We start from the raw sequence: 19,334 nt of genomic DNA on the forward strand, positions 1-19,334 counted from the left end.
TAATTGTTTTAGTATTTTCGTCAATTAATAAATTGCTCATTATTTATGATTTTAAATACAGAATTAGAATATAAAGGAAACTTGTTTCCTGCTAATATAACAGATTATAAAAAAGATGTAGACGTTCTACATTTTTCAACCTCAAATAACGTTATTCTTCAACTTACAGTTTTAAGAGATAGTGTGTTAAGGTTTAGGTATACAACCGTTGGGAAATTTGAAAATGATTTTTCTTACGCTATCGATGTTAACGCAAGCAGAGGATATAACCATTTAGAAATTACTAGTGACGACCATAAATATATTATTACCACCTCAAAATTAATCTGCCATATATATAAATCAGATTTAAGAAAATCAATCTTTGATGCTAAAAATAATAGTGTTATTTGCGAAGATGAATTAGGTTTTCATTGGGAGGAAAGTTACGAGTTAGGTGGCGACATTGTTAAAATGAGTAAAGTTGCTCAGAACGGTGAAAGTTATTATGGATTAGGAGACAAACCCAATGATTTAAATTTAAAAGGAAAACGATTTGAAAACTGGGCAACAGATTCTTATGCCTTTGGAAAAAACACCGACCCTATTTATAAAGCAATTCCTTTCTACACAGGTTTACATAATGGAAAATCTTACGGTGTATTTTTTGATAACACCTTTAAAACCTATTTCGATTTTTGTCATGAAAGAAGAAATGTAACTAGCTTTTGGGCGCAAGGAGGTGAAATGAATTATTACTTCATTTACGGCCCTAAAATGCAAGATGTTGTTAGTAGTTACACAGATTTAACAGGAACTCCAGAATTACCACCATTATGGGCTTTAGGTTACCACCAGTGTAAATGGAGTTATTATCCAGAATCAAATGTAAAAGAAGTAACGGCAAAATTTAGAGCATTAAAAATTCCTTGTGATGCTATTTATTTAGATATCGATTACATGGAAGGATTTCGCTGTTTTACATGGAGCAAAGATTACTTCCCAGACCCAAAACGCATGGTTAAAGAACTTGCAGACGATGGGTTTAAAACGGTAGTTATTATCGACCCAGGAATTAAAATTGATAATGAATACAGTGTTTTTAAAGAAGCTTTAGATAAAGATTATTTCTGTAAACGTGCAGATGGCCCTTACATGAAAGGTAAGGTTTGGCCTGGGGAATGTTATTTTCCAGACTTTACAAGACCTGAAGTACGAAAATGGTGGGCAGGATTATTTAAAGAACTTATTGAAGATATTGGTGTTAAAGGCGTTTGGAACGACATGAACGAACCTGCAGTAATGGACGTTCCTGGAAAAACCTTTCCAAATGATGTGAGGCACGATTACGACGGAAATCCATGCAGTCACCGTAAAGCACATAATATTTATGGAATGCAAATGGCACGTGCCACTTACCATGGTTTAAAAAAGTTTAATTACCCTAAACGGCCATTTGTAATTACACGATCTGCATATTCTGGTACGCAACGTTATACCTCAACTTGGATGGGAGATAATGTAGCTTCATGGGAGCATTTACAAATAGCCAATATTCAAGCGCAGCGCTTAGCATTGTCTGGATTCTCTTTTGCAGGATCAGATATTGGCGGGTTTGCAGAACAACCTAATGGCGAATTATATGCACGCTGGATTCAACTAGGTGCTTTTCATCCGTTTTGTAGAACGCACTCTTCTGGCGATCATGGTGACCAAGAACCTTGGGCTTTTGATGATGAAATAACGAATATAGTCCGTAAGTTTATTGAAATTAGATACCAGTTATTGCCATATTTATATACTTCATTTTATCAATATTCGCAAAATAATATGCCAATGCTAAAATCGTTAGTATTGTTCGATCAAGACGATGCTCAAACGCATTATAGGATTGATGAATTTATTTGTGGTAACCAACTTTTAATTTGCCCAATTAATGAACCAAACGCGAAAGGAAGGCGCATGTATATTCCTAGAGGTGAATGGTATAATTTCTGGACAAACAATATGATTTCTGGCGGAAAAGAAACTTGGGTAGATGCCGATATAGATAGCATGCCAATTTTTGTAAAAGCAGGTGCTATTATACCTAAATATCCAATACAACAATATGTTGGAGAAAAAGTAATTGAAGAATTAACTCTTGATGTTTATTATAAACATGGTAAAGAAGATTCAGAATTATTTGAAGACGCTAATGATGGATACGATTACACTAAAGGGCGTTACAGCTTGAGAAAATTTAATCTGTCTGGAAATGATAACAAATTAATTATCAGAATTCATAAAACTGGGCAATTTGTAACATCTTACAATTCTTTTAAAATTAATTTAATAGGATTACCGTTTAAGGTAAAATCTATAAAAGTTGATAATGAATATATTGATTTAAAGGATGTTAAATTTAATGGTGATAACTCGCTTGTTATCTCTAAAGAATTTACAAACCTGCAAATTAAAGGATAATAAATTCTTGAAATTTTAATTAAAAAGCTCTTTTCAAATTATCTTGAAAGGGCTTTTTTTATACCTTTTCAACATCAAAAGGTTTTCCTAAATACACCAACTGAAACCCTTCTTCAATCGTATCAACCTCTAAATTGTAAGATGAAATAATATGTAATTCACCTTCATTATCTTTTATAAATAATGGAATAATATCTTTATCAGCATTAGTTATTTTAATTAGACTTTCATAATGCGTTTTATCCTCTAAATCAATCTCTTGTATGGACGGGTGTTTTCTTGTTAATTCAGTTAAAGCATTAAAGTCATCAGTATGAGAAAACAAACCCTCTTTAGGGGTATTATTTTCATCCAACATTTCACTTGTAGTCACCAACCTAAAAGAGCCATTTTCACCAAATTGCTTAGTGAATTTATTGATAGCATATTTATTAATATCAGAATTTCCTGTTAAAGCCATTAAATAACCCACATCGCTTAATTCTATATTATCCATTAAAGTGTCCGAATAGATATTGGTAGTCATCGCCTCTAATCCTAATTCTTTCGCTTTTTCTATATTTTTTTCATTACTATCAATAAGCACTACATGCCTCCCATTTGTTTCAAGATAATGACCCAATAATCGAGAAACTTTTGATGCTCCAATTATTAAAATACCTTCAGATTTTGTTAAAAACACACCTACCACTTTAGCAAATAAACGCGCAGTGGTTGCGTTTAATAAAACGGTTCCTAGAACAATCATAAACACCAAAGGCGTAATATATTCAGCACCTTCAACACCTTCTTTTAGTAATTTACTACCAAATAATGATGCAATTCCAGCTGCAACAATTCCTCGTGGTCCAACCCAACTAATAAATAGTTTTTCGTTAATTTTTAAATTAGACCCAAGTGTGCTTAAAAATACTGCTAGTGGTCTTATTACAAATACTATAATAGCAAAAAGAATAACTGTTTTCCATGTGTAAAGCAGCATTAAATCTTCAATATTAATGTTTGCCGCCAACAGAATGAATAAAATAGAAATTAATAAAACACTTAAAGATTCTTTAAAATAAAGGAGTTCTTTTAAGTTTTCTAATTTACTATTTCCTAAAACCATGCCCATAACTACAACAGCTAAAAGTCCTGATTCGTGAGCAAAAATTTCAGATTCAACAAAAACCAATAGTACTGTTGAGAGCGATACAACATTCAATAAATAATGAGGAATTAGCTTTTTATTAACCGCAAAAGCTAGGGCGTGTGCAAAAGTAAAGCCAAAGGTTGTACCAAAAAGAATAATTTTACCAAACTCCATTAAGGCCGTTTTAGTAAAACCACTGTCACCACCAACGCTAATAAATTCAAATACCAAAACCGCTACTAAAGCTCCTATAGGGTCAATTAAAATACCTTCCCATTTTAATACCGCTGAAATATCTTTTTTTAACGGAATATTTCTCAAAATTGGTGTGATTACAGTTGGTCCTGTAACAATAATAAGTCCAGAAAATAAAAAGGAAAGCTCCCAACTTAAATTAAAAATAAAATGAGCTAATAGGCCTGCTCCAAAAAATGTAATAGCAGAACCTAAAGTAATTAGTTTAGTAATTACTGGACCTACATTTTTTATTTCTGAACGCTTTAAGGTTAAACCGCCTTCAAAAAGAATAATACTTATAGCAAGTGATACAAAATAATACAATCCTTCACCAGGGAAAAGCCCCTTTTCGCCATTCCAAATAGGCTCAATCCATTTACTGCCGTCTTCACTTAAATATTCAGCAGCTATTGGACCAACCAATAATCCTATTAAAATTAAAGGTAAAATGGCAGGGATTTTAAGTTTCCATGCCACCCATTGTGCTAATATTCCTAAGATAATAATACCTGCTAATTCTAACATAAATTTTTTTTAAAGCACTAATTTAAGTAAAACCGATGATTTAAAGTTTTTAAAAAATGTTATCTTTCAGCTTTGACTAAAAAATAATATTTAACCGTGTCTTTAAAACCATTTAAAAGTATTGGTATTGGTGTAGCTTACTCGCCTAATTTAAAAGCAAACCTCTTTGAGGCTGCTAGATTATCTGTGTTTTTTGGCTCGAAATTATTTTTAATTCATGTTGGCGAAAATTCAGAGGATAAAATAGCAATGCTTAAAGTTGTTCTTAAAAGTTTTGAAAAAGATAATTTAGATTACGAGGTGGTTTTTAAAACAGGCAATCCTGTTGATGTGATTTTATCGACTACAGAAGAAAAAAAAATAGATCTTTTAATTCTTGGCGCCCTACAGCGTGAACGATTTTTAAAATACTATGTAGGCTCAATTGCTAGAAAAATTACACGTGAAGCAAAATGCTCTGTTTTACTATTGATTAAACCTTCGGTAGAGCGAGTGCCTTGTGAACATATTGTGGTTAATGGTTTAAAAGACCCAAAAACAGAGCAAACTATAAAAGTGGCTTTTTATGTAGCAAAAAAGTTAAGTTCTGAAAAAATAACAATTGTTGAAGAAATTAAACAAGATCAAATTTCTTTAAAAGTAGATGATGATAAATCTTTAAGGCGTGCTAACATCATTAAAGAACGTATTAAACTAAGAGAAAACTCTAGAATTAAAGAAATTATTAGTCATATTCCTGAAACTTATACTAAAAATAAGATTATAAAATTGCAGCCTATTTTTGGTAAAAAAGGGTATTCCATTGGGCATTATGCACAAATATCTCGTGCCGATTTATTAGTAATGAATGCACCATTAAAAATGACGTTTTGGGACCGGTTATTTCCACATGATATTGAACATATTTTAACCGAATTACCAACCGATGTTTTAATCCTGCAATGAGTCCGAAAAAAAACAACATAAAAGATTTTTTTAAAGCCTTACCTAAAAATATATTTTCTGGTTTTGTGGTAAGTCTTATAGCATTACCGTTAGGTTTGGGGCTTGCTATGGCTAGCGATGCGCCTCCAATTGCAGGTATAATAGCCGCCATAGTTGGGGGTATTATGGTATCTATTTTGGGCGGAAGCCATGTTACTATTGCTGGCCCAGGAAATGGTTTAGTTGGTGTACTTTTAGTAGCGATTTCTACTTTAGGGTTAGAAAATGCCTACGTTGCTATTATTTTTTCTGGAGTACTTTTAATGAGCCTTGGCTTTTTTAGAATGGGGACACTTGCCGATTTTTTTCCGTCGTCTGCCATTCAAGGTATGCTTGCCGCAATTGGGCTTATTATTTTAGGAAAGCAATTTCATATTATGCTTGCGCATAAAATAAAAAGAGAGGATACGGTTGATTATCTTTTTGAGATTCCTTTTTCAATTAACGATGCCATTCATTACGAAAACAAAGGATTAATTTATGCGGCTTTGGCAGGTGTTTTAAGTTTAGCTATTATGTTGTTTTATTCAAAAATTAGAAATAAATATTTACAACTTATTCCAGCTCCTATGTGGATTGTTATTTTATCCATTGGGTTTAGTTATTATTTTGAGTTGGGTTTACACGAACCAAACCCCATAGCAAAGGAATACATGATTTCTGGCATTCCATCCATTCAAAATATAATTGCCGATATACCAACTCCTAATTTTAGTAATATTTGGTCGTTTTCCTTTTGGGGAAGCGTTTTAGCATTAACACTTATTTCTGGTATAGAATCACTTTTAAGTATTAAAGCCGTTGATAAATTAGACCCAGAAAAAAGGCGTTCTAATGTTAATAAAGATCTTAAAGCTTTGGGTTTAGCAACTGTTGGTAGTGGGTTTTTAGGTGGGTTAAATGTAGTAACGGTTATTGCACGTAGTTCTGTAAATGTAAATAATGGTGCTAGTAATAGGTCGTCAAACTTTTTTCATGCTGTTTTTTTAGTGCTATTTATTGTTTTGTTTAGTACGCAACTTACCAGAATTCCGTTACCTGCATTAATGGCAATTTTAGTGTATACAGGTTATAAATTGGCATCGCCTAGTGTTATTACAAAAATATTCTCAATAGGTAAAGAACAGTTAATCATCTTTTTTGTCACTTTAATTGTGACACTAAAAATAGGGTTAATTACTGGTATTATTGCTGGAGTAATAACCACTTTAATTATTCATTTTGTTATCAATAAAAGTGTTGGATTGTTTTTTAGGAACGTTTTAAAACCTAATGTTTTAATGTTTAAAGAAGCTAATGATGAAAACAATTTTTACGTAAGCGTTAAACATTTTTGTAGTTTTTTAAATTATTACAGGCTTAAAAAACAATTAGATGCTGTACCAGAAAACGAAGATGTTATTATCGATTTTTCTATGTGCGAATTTGTAGACCATACTGTTATGGAAAACATGCATAGTTATCAAGAATTATTTAATAAACGTGGCGGTCATTTTGATGTTATTGGTTTAGACATGCACGACACAGATTCAAAACACCCGTTTGCATTAAGGCGTATGCTTCCTGTACCAAAAATTATTAAAAATAATTTAACAAGACGCCAAACCAATATGGAAATTTTAGCTAAAGATTACAACTTTAATTATAGCTCTAAAAAAGAAAAAGAGGTGTCGGTTTTAAATAACTTTCGGTTTTTTGGCACTAAACATATCAATCATATTTATAACAAATTATCACATAAAGATGGTGCTATTTACTTATTTGATATTGAGTTTTCTGAAGGCGAATTTATCGCCAAAGAAGTCATTCGCTCAACCATGCTTCACATAGAATTAAACCATAATATTCCAGAATTCACTTTAGATAGAGAGGGCTTTTTAGAAAAAGTGTCGGCATTTGCTGGCTTTAAAGATATTGATATTGAAAACCACGACGATTTCTCTGATCGCTTTTATTTACAAGGTGATAATGAAATGGAAATTAGTAAATTCTTTAATGATGATGTGACTCATTTTTTCGAAAGCAACCCATACTATCATGTAGAATCTAAAGGTAATACTTTGCTTATTTTTGGAAAAGAACGATTAGCAAGCTTAAAAGAAATTAAAGCCTTATTCGATTTTGGAAAACGCCTTAAAGAAGTTATTGTGCCTAAATAATTTTATTTCATCAAACTTAACTTTCACTTACCAAATACCTGCTATGGGTTTTCTTAATATATTCTTAACCTTCTCAATGATTTGCAATAGATTGCTTAATTTTACATCCCTATGAAATTATATCCCATAAATGCTGGAAATTTTAAATTAGATGGCGGTGCCATGTTTGGTGTTGTACCAAAATCGTTATGGCAACGTACTAACCCTGCCAACGCCAATAATATGATAGATATTGCCGCACGTTGTTTGCTTATTGAGGATGGAAATCGCCTTATTTTAATAGATAATGGTATGGGCGATAAACAGTCTAGCAAATTTTTTGGTTATTACCACCCTTGGGGAAACCACACTTTAGAAAACTCGCTTAAACAACACGGTTTTCATAAAGATGATATTACCGATGTGTTTATGACGCACCTTCATTTTGACCATTGCGGAGGAAGCATTACATGGAACAACGACAAAACAGGTTATGAAACCGCTTTTAAAAATGCCCACTTTTGGAGTAATAAAAACCATTGGCAATGGGCAACTCAACCCAACAGGCGCGAAAAAGCATCCTTTTTAAAAGAAAATATTTTGCCTATGGAAGAAAGCGGCCAATTAAAATTTACGGCACTTCCTGAAACCGATTTACTAAAAAATTCCGCACTTGGGTTCGATATTTTTTTTGCCAACGGACACACCGAAAAGCAAATGATTCCTATGATTAATTACAAAGGAAAAACCATTTGTTTTATGGCAGATTTGCTACCCACAGTTGGTCATTTACCTATTCCTTATGTAATGGGTTACGATACCAGACCACTTTTAACTTTAGATGAGAAAGAAAAATTTCTTAACCTTGCAGCTGATAATAATTATTACTTGTTCTTAGAACATGATGCTCATAACGAAATTATTACTGTAAAGCATACTGACAAAGGAGTGCGATTAGCAAGTATTTTATCAACAAATGATATATTTAATTAACATAATTTAGAAAAAAAATGAACTTAACAAAATCATTAATACTATCAGCCTTTACAGCTTCAATACTATATAGCTGTGGCAGTACTGCAAGTATCATATCAACTCCGGTTGAAAACATAGACACTGTTCCTTTAAAAGTTTCAGAGTTAACAGAAGCTGAAAAACAAAATTGGGGACACTTAGATTTGATAAAAGATACCATTCCTGGAATGAGTGTAGATAAAGCTTATGCTGAAATTATTAAGAATAAAAAAGGTAAATCTGTAATTGTAGCTGTAATCGATTCTGGAATTGATATTGACCATGAAGACTTAGACGATGTTATTTGGACTAATAGAAAAGAAATTCCTAACAACGGAAAAGATGATGATAAAAACGGATATGTTGATGATATTCATGGGTGGAATTTTTTAGGAGACGCTTACGATGAGCAATTAGAATATGTGCGTTTAGTCGCAAGTGGAAACACAAGTGATGCTAGATATGCTGAAGCTAAAGCAGAACTGGATAAAGAATATCAAAAATACTTAGGTTATAAAACAAACTACGAGCAAACACTACAACAAGTAAAAGCTGCTGATGAAGGACTTAAAAAATATTTAAAAAAAACAGACTACACAAAAGCAGATGTTAATGCTATTAAAACTGAAGACAAAACACTCCAACAATATGTTTCTATTGCAAAATATGCATATAGCTTAGACATGGAATCTGTTGCAGATTTTGTAAAAGAGTTAGATAATGGCTTAGTAGGTATAAATGAACGATTAAATTTTCATTTTAACAAAGACTTTAAAGGACGTAAAACGGGAGATGACCCAGACGATATAAACGACAAACCAGGTTACGGAAATGGTAATGTAAAGCCCGTTAAAAAAACGGAAAGCCACGGCACACATGTCGCTGGTATTATTGCTGCAGAAAGAAATAACGGCAAAGGCGCAAACGGTGTAGCAAACAACGTAAAAATTATGAGTATTCGTGCGGTACCTAATGGGGATGAATACGATAAAGATATTGCTTTAGCAATTCGTTATGCTGTTGATAATGGTGCATCAATAATTAACGGAAGCTTTGGTAAATACTATTCACCTCATAGCGATTGGGTGCGCGATGCTATTGCTTATGCTGGTAAAAATGATGTGTTATTTGTTAATGCAGCTGGAAATGAAGGTTTAAATTTAGATAATAAAAATGTATATCCTAATGATGCTGTTGGTATAGGTCCAGAAGTTTCAGATACTTTTATAACGGTTGGTGCTTTAGAACCTAAATATGGTTCTGGAATGATAGCCGGATTTTCTAACTACGGAAAAATAAATGTTGATGTATTTGCGCCTGGAGCAAAAATATATTCTACTACACCAAAAAATGAATACGATACTAAAGGAGGCACATCTATGGCTGCTCCTGGAGTTGCAGGAGTTGCGGCTTTAATTCGTTCGTATTATCCAAAATTAAGTGCCGCACAAGTAAAACAAATTCTTATGGATTCTGGTCTTGCTGTTAAAACTAAAGTTATTGTTGGTGGAGACACTAATAATATAAAACCTTTTTCAGATTTAGTAAAATCTTCAAAGATGGTTAACGCTTACAATGCATTAATTATGGCATCAAAAATGTAAGCATTAATAAAAAAGAGACTCATTAATAGTCTCTTTTTTATTAATATTTACTTCAAATTAAAAATGTTATTCAGCTAAAATAATATATTCATGAAAAGATTAATGATTCCTTTTTTAAGTTTTCTACTAATACTCTCTTGTAATAGCCAAAAAGATATTGTTATTGCTCGAACACCAACTACACCTGCGTCTCCATCAACTCAACAACCTGGATATTGGCAACAACATGTAGACTACAAAATGGAAATTGATATGGATGTAAACACCTATCAATATAAAGGAAAACAACAACTGGTATATACTAATAATTCACCCGATGTATTAAATCGTGTGTATTATCATTTATATTTTAATGCCTTTCAACCTGGTAGCGAAATGGATGTGAGGTCTAGAACTATTGCAGATCCAGATTCTAGAGTTGGTGATAGAATTAGTAAGTTAAAGTCTAACGAAATTGGCTATATAAAAGTCAATTCTTTAAAACAAAATGGTGTTACTATAAAACATGAAACTGTTGGTACAGTATTAGAAGTAGATTTAGCAAAACCTATTCAACCAGGAGAGCGTGTAACATTTGATATGCTTTTTGATGCTCAAGTTCCTGTTCAAATTCGTCGTTCTGGTAGAAATAATAAGGAAGGTGTAGCTCTTTCGATGGTACAATGGTACCCAAAATTAGCAGAATATGATTTTGAAGGTTGGCATGCCGACCCTTACATAGGGAGAGAGTTTCATGGTGTTTGGGGAGATTTTGATGTAAAGCTAAATATTGATGTAAATTATGTAGTTGGTGGTACAGGATACCTTCAAAATAAAAATGCTACTGTTTCAGGAGGTAAAAAAATGTGGCATTTTAATGCACCTAACGTTCATGATTTTGCTTGGGCAGCAGATCCTGATTATATTCACGATACCATGCAAGTTCCAAATGGTCCAATACTCAATTTTTACTACAAGAGTACTTTAAGTAACGAGCAAAAAGAAAGCTGGAAAAAGCTACAACCAAAAACGGTAGAGCTTATGCAATACTTTAGCGAACATATTGGTAAATACCCTTACAAACAATACTCTGTAATTCAAGGTGGAGATGGTGGTATGGAGTATGCTATGAGTACTTTAATAACAGGAAAAAGAAGTTTTGGAAGTTTAGTAGGCGTTACAGCACACGAACTAGCACATACTTGGTTTCAGTTTTTATTAGCAACAAACGAAGCTAAACACGAATGGATGGACGAAGGTTTTACTACATACATTAGTAACCATGCTATGGATTATATTTTAAATCAAGGTAAAAGAAATCCTCTCAAAAATGCCTATACAAGCTATATACGTTTAGCTAAATCTGGCTTAGAACAACCTCTTACCACTCATGCAGATAGGTATCAATTAAATAGCGTATACGGAACTTTAGCCTATAGCAAAGGTGCTGTGTTTTTAGCTCAATTAGGCTACGTAATTGGTGAAGAAAACTTAAGAGAAACCATTAAAAAATATTTTAGCGATTTTGCTTTTAATCATCCTAAACCACTGGATATTATAAGAACAGCTGAAAAAATAACTGGTTTAGAACTCGATTGGTATTTAATCGATTTTGCTCAAACTACAAACACTATTGATTATGGTATTAAATCTATTGAAGAAAGTACTATTACTTTAGAGCGTATTGGTTTAATGCCAATGCCTATAGATTTAACAGTAACATATACTGATGGTAGTACAGAGGATTTTTACATTCCACTACAAATGATGCGTGGTGAAAAACCAACTAACGCAACTATAATAAAAGATTGGGCTTGGGCATATCCTACTTATACTTTTAAAACCTCAAAAGCGATAAAATCTGTTCAAATAGATCCTCAAGAAAAGATGGCAGATATTGATAAAAGCAATAATAATAATAGGTAAGTTTATTATACTTTAAATTACTAAACCACTTTATAAAAATAGACTGGTTTTTTTGTAGCTACAAATAATACAATACTTAATTTTGTGAGAAAAATTGTCGAACTTCGTTTAACATTAGATATAAAATATTAAAACGATTTCATATCAAGTCGTTGTAAGTAATTTGAACAAAACAAGAAACTATTTAGTTTACTACAAATGATTAAAAATAAATAATACAAATTTAAAACAAAAACTATGAAAAAAATATTACCCTTACTTTTGTTATTATTCTCTATTATTAGCTATGCTTCAGAAATAAATGGAAGTGCATTTTTAGACAATAGTTCTGACCACAGCGGTATTTTGATAAAATTCAATCCGGTTTCACCAACTGCGGTCTATGTAGAAGGTACTTCTGATTCGAATGGATTATATAGCATAACTGTAATTAATGGTGTTTATAACATAAGCTATGAAAAAACAGGTTATCAAACTTATACATTAACTGACCAATTAATTAGTGCTGATATTACTTTAACTAATGTCACTTTAAATTTAGGAACAGTTGTTAATGTATCTGGAAATGTTTCAGGAAATTGGACAAATACTAATACTTATATTGTAAATGGAGATATAACCATACCAACAGGGCAAACTCTTAATATAGAAAAAGGGACTCAAATAAAATTTGACGGATACTATTCTTTAATTGTTAATGGTACTCTAAAGGCTATTGGTGATGAAAACAATATCATTAACTTCTCTTCAAACAAAACAAACCCAACAAATAAGGATTGGAATCAAATACGCATAAACTCTTCTTCTATTTCATCGGAAATAAATTATTGTCTCATAGATTATGGACATAAAGCAGACTATGGTGATACTGGCTTAATAAATATAGGTGGAGAAGTCGTTATTTTAAATTCTAAGATAAGAAACTCTGAAGGAACTGGAATAAAAATAGCTCTTAGCTATGCTGGAGATGTTTTAATTGATAATTGTGAGATTAGTAATTGTGACTATGGCATATATAATAGTGGAATCGGAAATATACTTATAACAAATAATAAAATTTTTGATTTGAGTCTTATTGGTATTTATGAAAATATTTATGACTCTCAAACTATTATTAAAAATAACATTGTACATAACTGCTCTTATAGTGGTGTAACTTCTCATACAGAGATTAAAATTGAAAGAAATATTTTATATAATAATGGCTATAATAATCCTCATGGCGCTGGTATTTTTGTGGGTGGTGGAACTCCAATCATATCAAACAACACTGTGTTTTCTAACCGAAATGGTATTGGTATATATGATAACGATTTTCATAACCCAGAACCAATTATAAATTCAAATATCATTATAAATAATAGTGAATACGGGATTTATTCTCAAGGATTGCCTAAACCATCTTTAGTAGCTTACAACCTTATTTATAATAATACTAATGGAGTTGGAAACAATTTACCTTCAGGTGTTGGAACCGTTATTACAACCAATTCAAATGGAACTGGCTCTGATGCCTATTACAATATATTCTCTTCTCCTGAATTAATTTCAACTAACCCTAGTAATTCAAGTTTTTGTGAATTAAACTCTAATTCTGATGCTATAAATGCAGGAGACCCAAATCTTACAAATAATTATAACTCTACAATAATTGATATAGGAGCAAAAGAAAGTTCGGTAACATTATCTATAAATAAATTTTCAAATAATGATTTTACAATCTTTCCTAACCCAGTAATAAATCAAGTTAAAATTCAAGCGAAAGACAATCAATCATTTAATAAAATCTTGATTTATAACATAAATGGACAACTTCTAAAAGAATATAAATTAGAAAATTCAAGTAACAACTATACGATAGAAAATTTGAACGATTTAACCTCTGGAATTTATATTATGAAAATTTTTAATAATCTTAAAAAAAATCAAAAAATGAAATTATTGAAAAAATAAAAACTACTTACAACAATGTATAAGAATAATTGTGGTTAAGTGCATAATCAAAGGTAGTTGCGTATTTACTATGTATGATTTTCATGCGGAAAATCCTCGCATATAAACCCACAACTATTCTTATACGTAATCGTTAAACGAACAATTCAAAACTCACCTATACCACACTTCTTTTCTATAAGTACTCGTTTTTGCTTCTTTTTCTCGACTAAACAATCTTAAATGCGTTGCATCTACTTGTTTGTTTCTATAACCCAATAAATGGAATATAGGTTTTGCTAAATATTTAGCTGTTTTAAGATTAACTATTAAAGCACCTTTGGTATTATTTATCCAAGAAACTCCAGGGAGAAAAACTAAGAGTTCATCAAAATGAATGCGTCGTAATAATGCTGATAATTTTAGATAAAAAGGGTTTATCGTTTTTATAATAAAAAAACCATCATCTCCTTTAGATTGGTATAAAGGCATAAAAATTTTAGCGTTATACTTTGATGTAATTTCTTTGTTATTGCTATATGCTATGGGTATTCCTTTTTTTATATTCTGAAAACTTTTAAATCCGTTAAGCATTTTAAAATCTTCATTAGTTTTAATTTTATATTGATACACAACCTCAAAAACATCTTTTATTTGTTCTGCTTCATTTTTTAAAGTATTATAATGTTGTTCAAAATTTAAAACAGTTTCTTTATTTAAAACACCTGTATAAGTTAGTGTTAAAAAAGCAAATGCAATACAATTGGTTATAGATGTTTCCATATCGTGTTGTCCTGCTTCAAAACCTAAGGATACGTATCCTAACTGATTAATATAGCTTAGCAATGGGCCTTCTAAAAATTCTTCAATACCTAAAACAATAGGAACAGGAAATAGCTTTGAAAATTTTCGATTAATTAAAGCATCGTTTATAGTTATAAAAGGCAATGAAATACTTGAGGTGGTGTGAAAATCTATAAAATAAAATGGTCCGTTTTCTCTTTTTAAAATATCTTGCAACACATTAAATAGCTGTAAAGCTTCCTGCTCTTCGTTATTCAATATAACTTTGTTGCCAATAGTTTGAATTTGAGAGGATGTCCAAAGCCGATTTAAATCTTCATCTATAAAACGTTGGTGTGTTTTAAGTGCATTTATATTTCCAGAAATACCATAAACTGCTCCTTTTACATTTTTGGCTTTAATATGTTTTAAAACATGCCGTAAAGCATTTACTCCTGCTTTTTCGTTACCGTGTATTCCAGCAAAAAGCACAACAGTTGCTCCTTTAGTATCGCCTTTAATTTTACCAATTATTCTATCGATAGCCGCAGGGTTTTCAAGTATTTTACTATCATTTTCAATCATTTATCAAAATCATTTCGTGTAATTAAACCATTTAGTTTGCCATATCTAATAACAGGTAAACAACTTATTTTATGCTTTTCTATTAATTTTTTTGCAACTTTAACAGATTCATTTTCAGTAATTGTTATCATGTTTGTATTCATTATTTTTTTTACTGAATCGTGTTGTTCTTCTATGTTATCTATATAGTTTTTAACGTCTGCCCATGAAATGAGTCCGATAATTTCTCTATCTCTATTAATTACTGGCATATGATGAATGTTTTTCCATTTCATAATATTAAAAACCAACTCTACGCTATCATCTTTATCAACCGAAAAAATATCAGTACTCATAATATGTTTAACGGTTCTATGGTCAATAAATAACGATTGGTTATCTGCTTTTATCATACCCCAAGTAGACACCGGATACCCTTTTTCTTGTTTCTCGTACAATTTTGCAGTTAACATTTGCATAGACTCAAACCTGTTATGTTTAGTCTTTAAACACCTATAATTTCTTGTTAACCATTCTGCACCATTATGGCTTTGAATTCTGTTTTCAATAATATTCAAATAATACTCAACATCCTTTGGAGAGATACCCATGCTATAAAGCCCTTTGTATGCCATTGGTAATAAATGGTTTGTAATTAAATCGAAACTAGAAATGTACTTACCATTCCAATAAAATTGAGCTGCCATTCCGTAGCGAGCCGCATTAAAAAAGTTTGTTTTTACATCTTTAAAATCCCATTTTTTATGAATATCTTTATACTGCTTAGCTTGTCCAAGCATGACTCCTACCCAAAACACCATATTAGCGATTTCGTCTCTTGTAGTTGGTCCAGAAGGGATGTAACGGTTTTCAATACGTAAATGTGGTTTACCGTTATTGGTGCCATAGCATACCCTATTCCATGGGTAAACCGTACCGTTATGTAGCCTTAAGGCACTTAATTTTGGGGTTTCGTTGTTCTCTACCATTTCTACACTATCTCGCATAAATTTAGTGGTAATAAAACTTCTGAAGCGCGAAATATTATCTCTAAAAATATCGGTTATAGATCCTGTTTGCCAATCGTTACCAAAACTAACTCGTGATTGTTTTTCGTTTAACAAAAAGGAATTTGCGCGTGTATCTACACTTTGTGTAAAAAGTGCTATTCTAGTTTCGCTCCATAATTCTTTACCAAATAATAGAGGTGAATTAGCACATACACTTAAAATAGGTCCAGATATAGCTTGAGCCCAATTGTAGGTTTCTATAAAAGTGTTTGGATTCACTTGTAAATGCATTTGAAAGCTGGTATTACAACCTTCTAACATGACTGAATCGTGTAGTAGGTTTAGCTCGTCTGTTCCTTTTATATGGATACTAAAATCTTGTTTTCTTGTTTCTTTTACGGCATCATTTAATACGGCATAACGCTTAATAGGCGTCATTTTATCTTCAGTAATACTATCTAAAGTAAAGGATGGCAAAATACCGGTTAAAACAATTTTGGTGTTTTTTTTATCAGTTACATCTTTAGCTTTTTTAAGTAAATTATTAAGTTGTTTGTGTAGTTCAGAAAAGCATGCTCCTTTAAGTTCTAAAGGATCTAAATTTAATTCGAGGTTGTAATTACCTATTTCGGTAGTAAAATGGTCGTCATTAATGGTTTTTAAAACATCTAAGGCATTGTTATTGGGTAAAAAGTATTTGTTTACTAAACAAAACTCCTGTTCTGCCCCAATACGAATAGGAGACTCTTCAATCATGCCTTTATCAATCATCATTTCAAGAGCTTCTATATCGTTTATTAAATGATGAATGTAATGCGCTTTCTCTTTTTTGTTTTTTAATTTTTTAATATTCAAATCTCCCATGACCTTTAAATTAATTAAAACAAATTGAAAGGATTAAATTACGGTACACCACTTTAATAAAGAATGATTTTTATCATGTGAGGAAATCACAACCAACGTGTTAATTCTTATTCTTATTTTTGCAAGTATATTGGTAAATTTATGGCAGCCTCATATCCGAAAAAAGAAAAACTTAAAAGCAAAAAATTGATAGACCAAATGTTTACAGAAGGACAATCGATTTCTGCATTTCCATTACGACTGGTATATTTTCAAACTACTTTTGATAATAATGTTGTTGCTAAAACTGGTGTTTCGGTAAGTAAACGCAATTTTAAAACAGCTGTTGACAGAAACCGGATAAAGCGTTTATTAAGAGAATCTTACAGACTTAATAAAGCTGATTTTTTTAACAATTTAACAACACAACATGCGTTTATGATTTTGTACATTGGCAAAGATAAACCCAAATTTGCCCAAGTTGAAACCAAAATGAAACACTTATTTGAAAAGTTTTTGGATAAGATTTCTGAATAAAAAAAGCCCACAAAATGAAAAATCTCCTAAAAAAGAAAATACTAATTCCTGTTTTAGCACTTACCATTCTTTTTACTGGTTCTGCTTTTAAAAATGATTTTTTCGAAATAGCCAAGCAAATTGAAATCTTTACCACCTTGTTTAAAGAACTCAACATGAATTATGTTGATGAAACCAATCCAGGTGATTTAATGGATACCGCCATAAAAAGCATGCTAGCAGATTTAGATCCATACACTAACTTTTTAAACGAACAAGATGTTGAAGCAGCTAGAATTAATAACACAGGTGATTACATTGGCATTGGTGCAAAAGTTAGAACACTAAAAGATAAACTGGTAATTGTTGAACCTTATAAAAATTATCCTGCCGATAAAGCGGGATTAAAAGCCGGAGACGAAATTATAAAAGTTGGAAATACTAGTGTTAAAAACTATAACGATGATGCTGGTAATTTACTAAAAGGAGCTCCAGGAACTTCTGTTGAAGTGACTTACAAACGCCAAAATCAAACAAAAACTGCAACCATAAAAAGAGCGGAAGTTGAAATTGATGCAGTGCCACATTTTTCTATGGTTAACGATAAAACAGGTTATATAGTTTTGTCGCAGTTTAATAATAAAGCAGCATCTCAAACAAACTATGCGCTTAGAGATTTAAAAGCTCAAGGTGCTAAACGTATTATTTTAGATTTACGCGGAAACCCTGGTGGTTTGCTTAACGAAGCCATTAAAATTGTAAATTTATTTGTACCAAAAGGGCAATTGGTAGTGACTACAAAATCTAAAGTAAAAAAATATAACCGAACGTATTACACGCAAAAAGAACCTATTGATATCGAAATTCCGTTAGTGGTTTTAATAGATGGAGGTAGTGCTTCGGCTAGCGAAATTGTTTCTGGTGCGTTGCAAGATTTAGATCGTGCAGTTATTGTGGGTTCCAGAAGCTTTGGAAAAGGCTTAGTACAACGCCCTAAACTACTAACTTATGGTACTCAGGTAAAAATAACTATTTCAAGATATTACACACCTTCTGGTAGATGTATTCAATCTTTAGATTATTGGAATAGAGATGAAAAAGGAGAAGCAGTTAAAGTAAAACAAGAAAATTATAACGAATATAAAACTAAAAACGGACGTCAAGTTTTTGATGGCGGAGGCGTTTTACCTGATGAAAATTTAGGAGCTTCAAAAAACTCTGCAGTTATAAACGCTATAGCAAACGATAATTTAATATTTAATTTTGCTACCGATTTTTATTATAACAATCAAATTACAGATATTGTTAATTTTAAATTATCTGCCCGAGATTTTTCTAACTTTAAAAACTACTTAAAAGCTAATAATTTTTCTTTTGAAACTAATACTGAAAAAGCCCTTGCAAAAGCTTTTGAGGCTGCTAAAAAAGAAGAACTGAGTGATGATATTAATAATGATTATAATACGCTAATCTCTAACTTAAATATTTCAAAAACAAAAGCTATAGATGAAAATAAAGAGTATTTATTAACGCTTTTAACCGAAGAAATAGTTAAAAGATATGTTTATAGAGAAGGTTTGTATGACTATTATAAAATTAACGACCCTAAAATAAAGAAAGCTACAGAAATACTAAATAGTCCATCAGCTTATTTAAATTACTTAAGATAAAACTTATTTTAAGCATTAGATTCTCTTTTTTA

General features: G+C 31.4%; 12 protein-coding genes. 9 read left to right on the forward strand and 3 right to left on the reverse strand.

What is annotated here, in order from left to right; all coding sequences use genetic code 11:
• Positions 1-45 precede the first annotated feature (45 nt).
• On the forward strand, positions 46-2,445 hold the full coding sequence (locus AADI82_RS01520; protein ID WP_341214702.1) for a glycoside hydrolase family 31 protein: 2,400 nt from the start codon (positions 46-48) through the stop codon (positions 2,443-2,445).
• A gap of 58 nt (positions 2,446-2,503) precedes the next feature.
• Here the strand turns inward: AADI82_RS01520 and AADI82_RS01525 are convergent, their stop codons facing one another.
• Entirely contained in the window at positions 2,504-4,339 is a 1,836-nt protein-coding gene (locus AADI82_RS01525; RefSeq protein WP_341214703.1) for a sodium:proton antiporter, read from the reverse strand.
• A gap of 96 nt (positions 4,340-4,435) precedes the next feature.
• Here AADI82_RS01525 and AADI82_RS01530 point away from each other — a divergent pair, with 96 nt between their 5' ends.
• From AADI82_RS01530 to AADI82_RS01555, 6 genes are all read left to right on the forward strand, one after another.
• Positions 4,436-5,284, forward strand: a complete 849-nt coding sequence (locus AADI82_RS01530; protein WP_341214704.1) for a universal stress protein — start codon at positions 4,436-4,438, stop codon at positions 5,282-5,284.
• Complete coding sequence (locus AADI82_RS01535; protein ID WP_341214705.1) at positions 5,281-7,482, forward strand: SulP family inorganic anion transporter; 2,202 nt, start codon at positions 5,281-5,283, stop codon at positions 7,480-7,482. Before AADI82_RS01530 ends, AADI82_RS01535 begins: the two co-directional genes overlap by 4 nt.
• Before the next feature lie 111 nt (positions 7,483-7,593).
• Complete coding sequence (locus AADI82_RS01540; protein WP_341214706.1) at positions 7,594-8,454, forward strand: MBL fold metallo-hydrolase; 861 nt, start codon at positions 7,594-7,596, stop codon at positions 8,452-8,454.
• 17 nt (positions 8,455-8,471) lie between these two features.
• Entirely contained in the window at positions 8,472-10,079 is a 1,608-nt protein-coding gene (locus AADI82_RS01545; RefSeq protein WP_341214707.1) for a S8 family peptidase, read from the forward strand.
• A 90-nt stretch (positions 10,080-10,169) separates the two neighbouring features.
• Positions 10,170-11,984 (forward strand): M1 family metallopeptidase, encoded by a 1,815-nt coding sequence (locus tag AADI82_RS01550; protein ID WP_341214708.1) that lies wholly within the window; start codon positions 10,170-10,172, stop codon positions 11,982-11,984.
• Positions 11,985-12,221: 237 nt separating this feature from the next.
• Positions 12,222-13,937, forward strand: coding sequence for a right-handed parallel beta-helix repeat-containing protein (locus AADI82_RS01555; protein WP_341214709.1), 1,716 nt, complete (start codon positions 12,222-12,224; stop codon positions 13,935-13,937).
• A 153-nt stretch (positions 13,938-14,090) separates the two neighbouring features.
• On the opposite strand, the gene AADI82_RS01560 is transcribed toward AADI82_RS01555, so the two are convergent.
• Positions 14,091-15,284, reverse strand: a complete 1,194-nt coding sequence (locus AADI82_RS01560) for a succinylglutamate desuccinylase/aspartoacylase family protein (protein WP_341214710.1) — start codon at positions 15,282-15,284, stop codon at positions 14,091-14,093.
• A complete protein-coding gene (locus AADI82_RS01565) occupies positions 15,281-17,137 on the reverse strand; it encodes a CBS domain-containing protein (protein ID WP_341214711.1) in 1,857 nt (618 codons plus the stop codon). Before AADI82_RS01565 ends, AADI82_RS01560 begins: the two co-directional genes overlap by 4 nt.
• A gap of 141 nt (positions 17,138-17,278) precedes the next feature.
• On the opposite strand from AADI82_RS01565, the gene rnpA reads away from it, so the two are divergent.
• Together rnpA and AADI82_RS01575 are read left to right on the forward strand one after the other, a co-directional pair.
• A complete protein-coding gene (gene rnpA / locus AADI82_RS01570) occupies positions 17,279-17,653 on the forward strand; it encodes a ribonuclease P protein component (protein ID WP_341214712.1) in 375 nt (124 codons plus the stop codon).
• 14 nt (positions 17,654-17,667) lie between these two features.
• Entirely contained in the window at positions 17,668-19,302 is a 1,635-nt protein-coding gene (locus AADI82_RS01575) for a S41 family peptidase (RefSeq protein ID WP_341214713.1), read from the forward strand.
• Positions 19,303-19,334: the final 32 nt, after the last annotated feature.

Origin of the sequence: uncultured Wocania sp. (genome assembly GCF_964021735.1) — a bacterium.
In the GTDB taxonomy this organism is placed as follows: Bacteria; Bacteroidota; Bacteroidia; order Flavobacteriales; family Flavobacteriaceae; genus Wocania_A.

What these genes read in the sequence shown, in the direction of transcription:
- AADI82_RS01520 (WP_341214702.1), top strand. Translation starts at nt 46, where the DNA reads ATGATTTTAAATACAGAATTAGAATATAAAGGAAACTTGTTTCCTGCT.
- AADI82_RS01525 (WP_341214703.1), bottom strand. Translation starts at nt 4,339, where the DNA reads ATGTTAGAATTAGCAGGTATTATTATCTTAGGAATATTAGCACAATGG.
- AADI82_RS01535 (WP_341214705.1), top strand. Translation starts at nt 5,281, where the DNA reads ATGAGTCCGAAAAAAAACAACATAAAAGATTTTTTTAAAGCCTTACCT.
- AADI82_RS01540 (WP_341214706.1), top strand. Translation starts at nt 7,594, where the DNA reads ATGAAATTATATCCCATAAATGCTGGAAATTTTAAATTAGATGGCGGT.
- AADI82_RS01545 (WP_341214707.1), top strand. Translation starts at nt 8,472, where the DNA reads ATGAACTTAACAAAATCATTAATACTATCAGCCTTTACAGCTTCAATA.
- AADI82_RS01550 (WP_341214708.1), top strand. Translation starts at nt 10,170, where the DNA reads ATGAAAAGATTAATGATTCCTTTTTTAAGTTTTCTACTAATACTCTCT.
- AADI82_RS01555 (WP_341214709.1), top strand. Translation starts at nt 12,222, where the DNA reads ATGAAAAAAATATTACCCTTACTTTTGTTATTATTCTCTATTATTAGC.
- AADI82_RS01560 (WP_341214710.1), bottom strand. Translation starts at nt 15,284, where the DNA reads ATGATTGAAAATGATAGTAAAATACTTGAAAACCCTGCGGCTATCGAT.
- AADI82_RS01565 (WP_341214711.1), bottom strand. Translation starts at nt 17,137, where the DNA reads ATGGGAGATTTGAATATTAAAAAATTAAAAAACAAAAAAGAGAAAGCG.
- rnpA (WP_341214712.1), top strand. Translation starts at nt 17,279, where the DNA reads ATGGCAGCCTCATATCCGAAAAAAGAAAAACTTAAAAGCAAAAAATTG.
- AADI82_RS01575 (WP_341214713.1), top strand. Translation starts at nt 17,668, where the DNA reads ATGAAAAATCTCCTAAAAAAGAAAATACTAATTCCTGTTTTAGCACTT.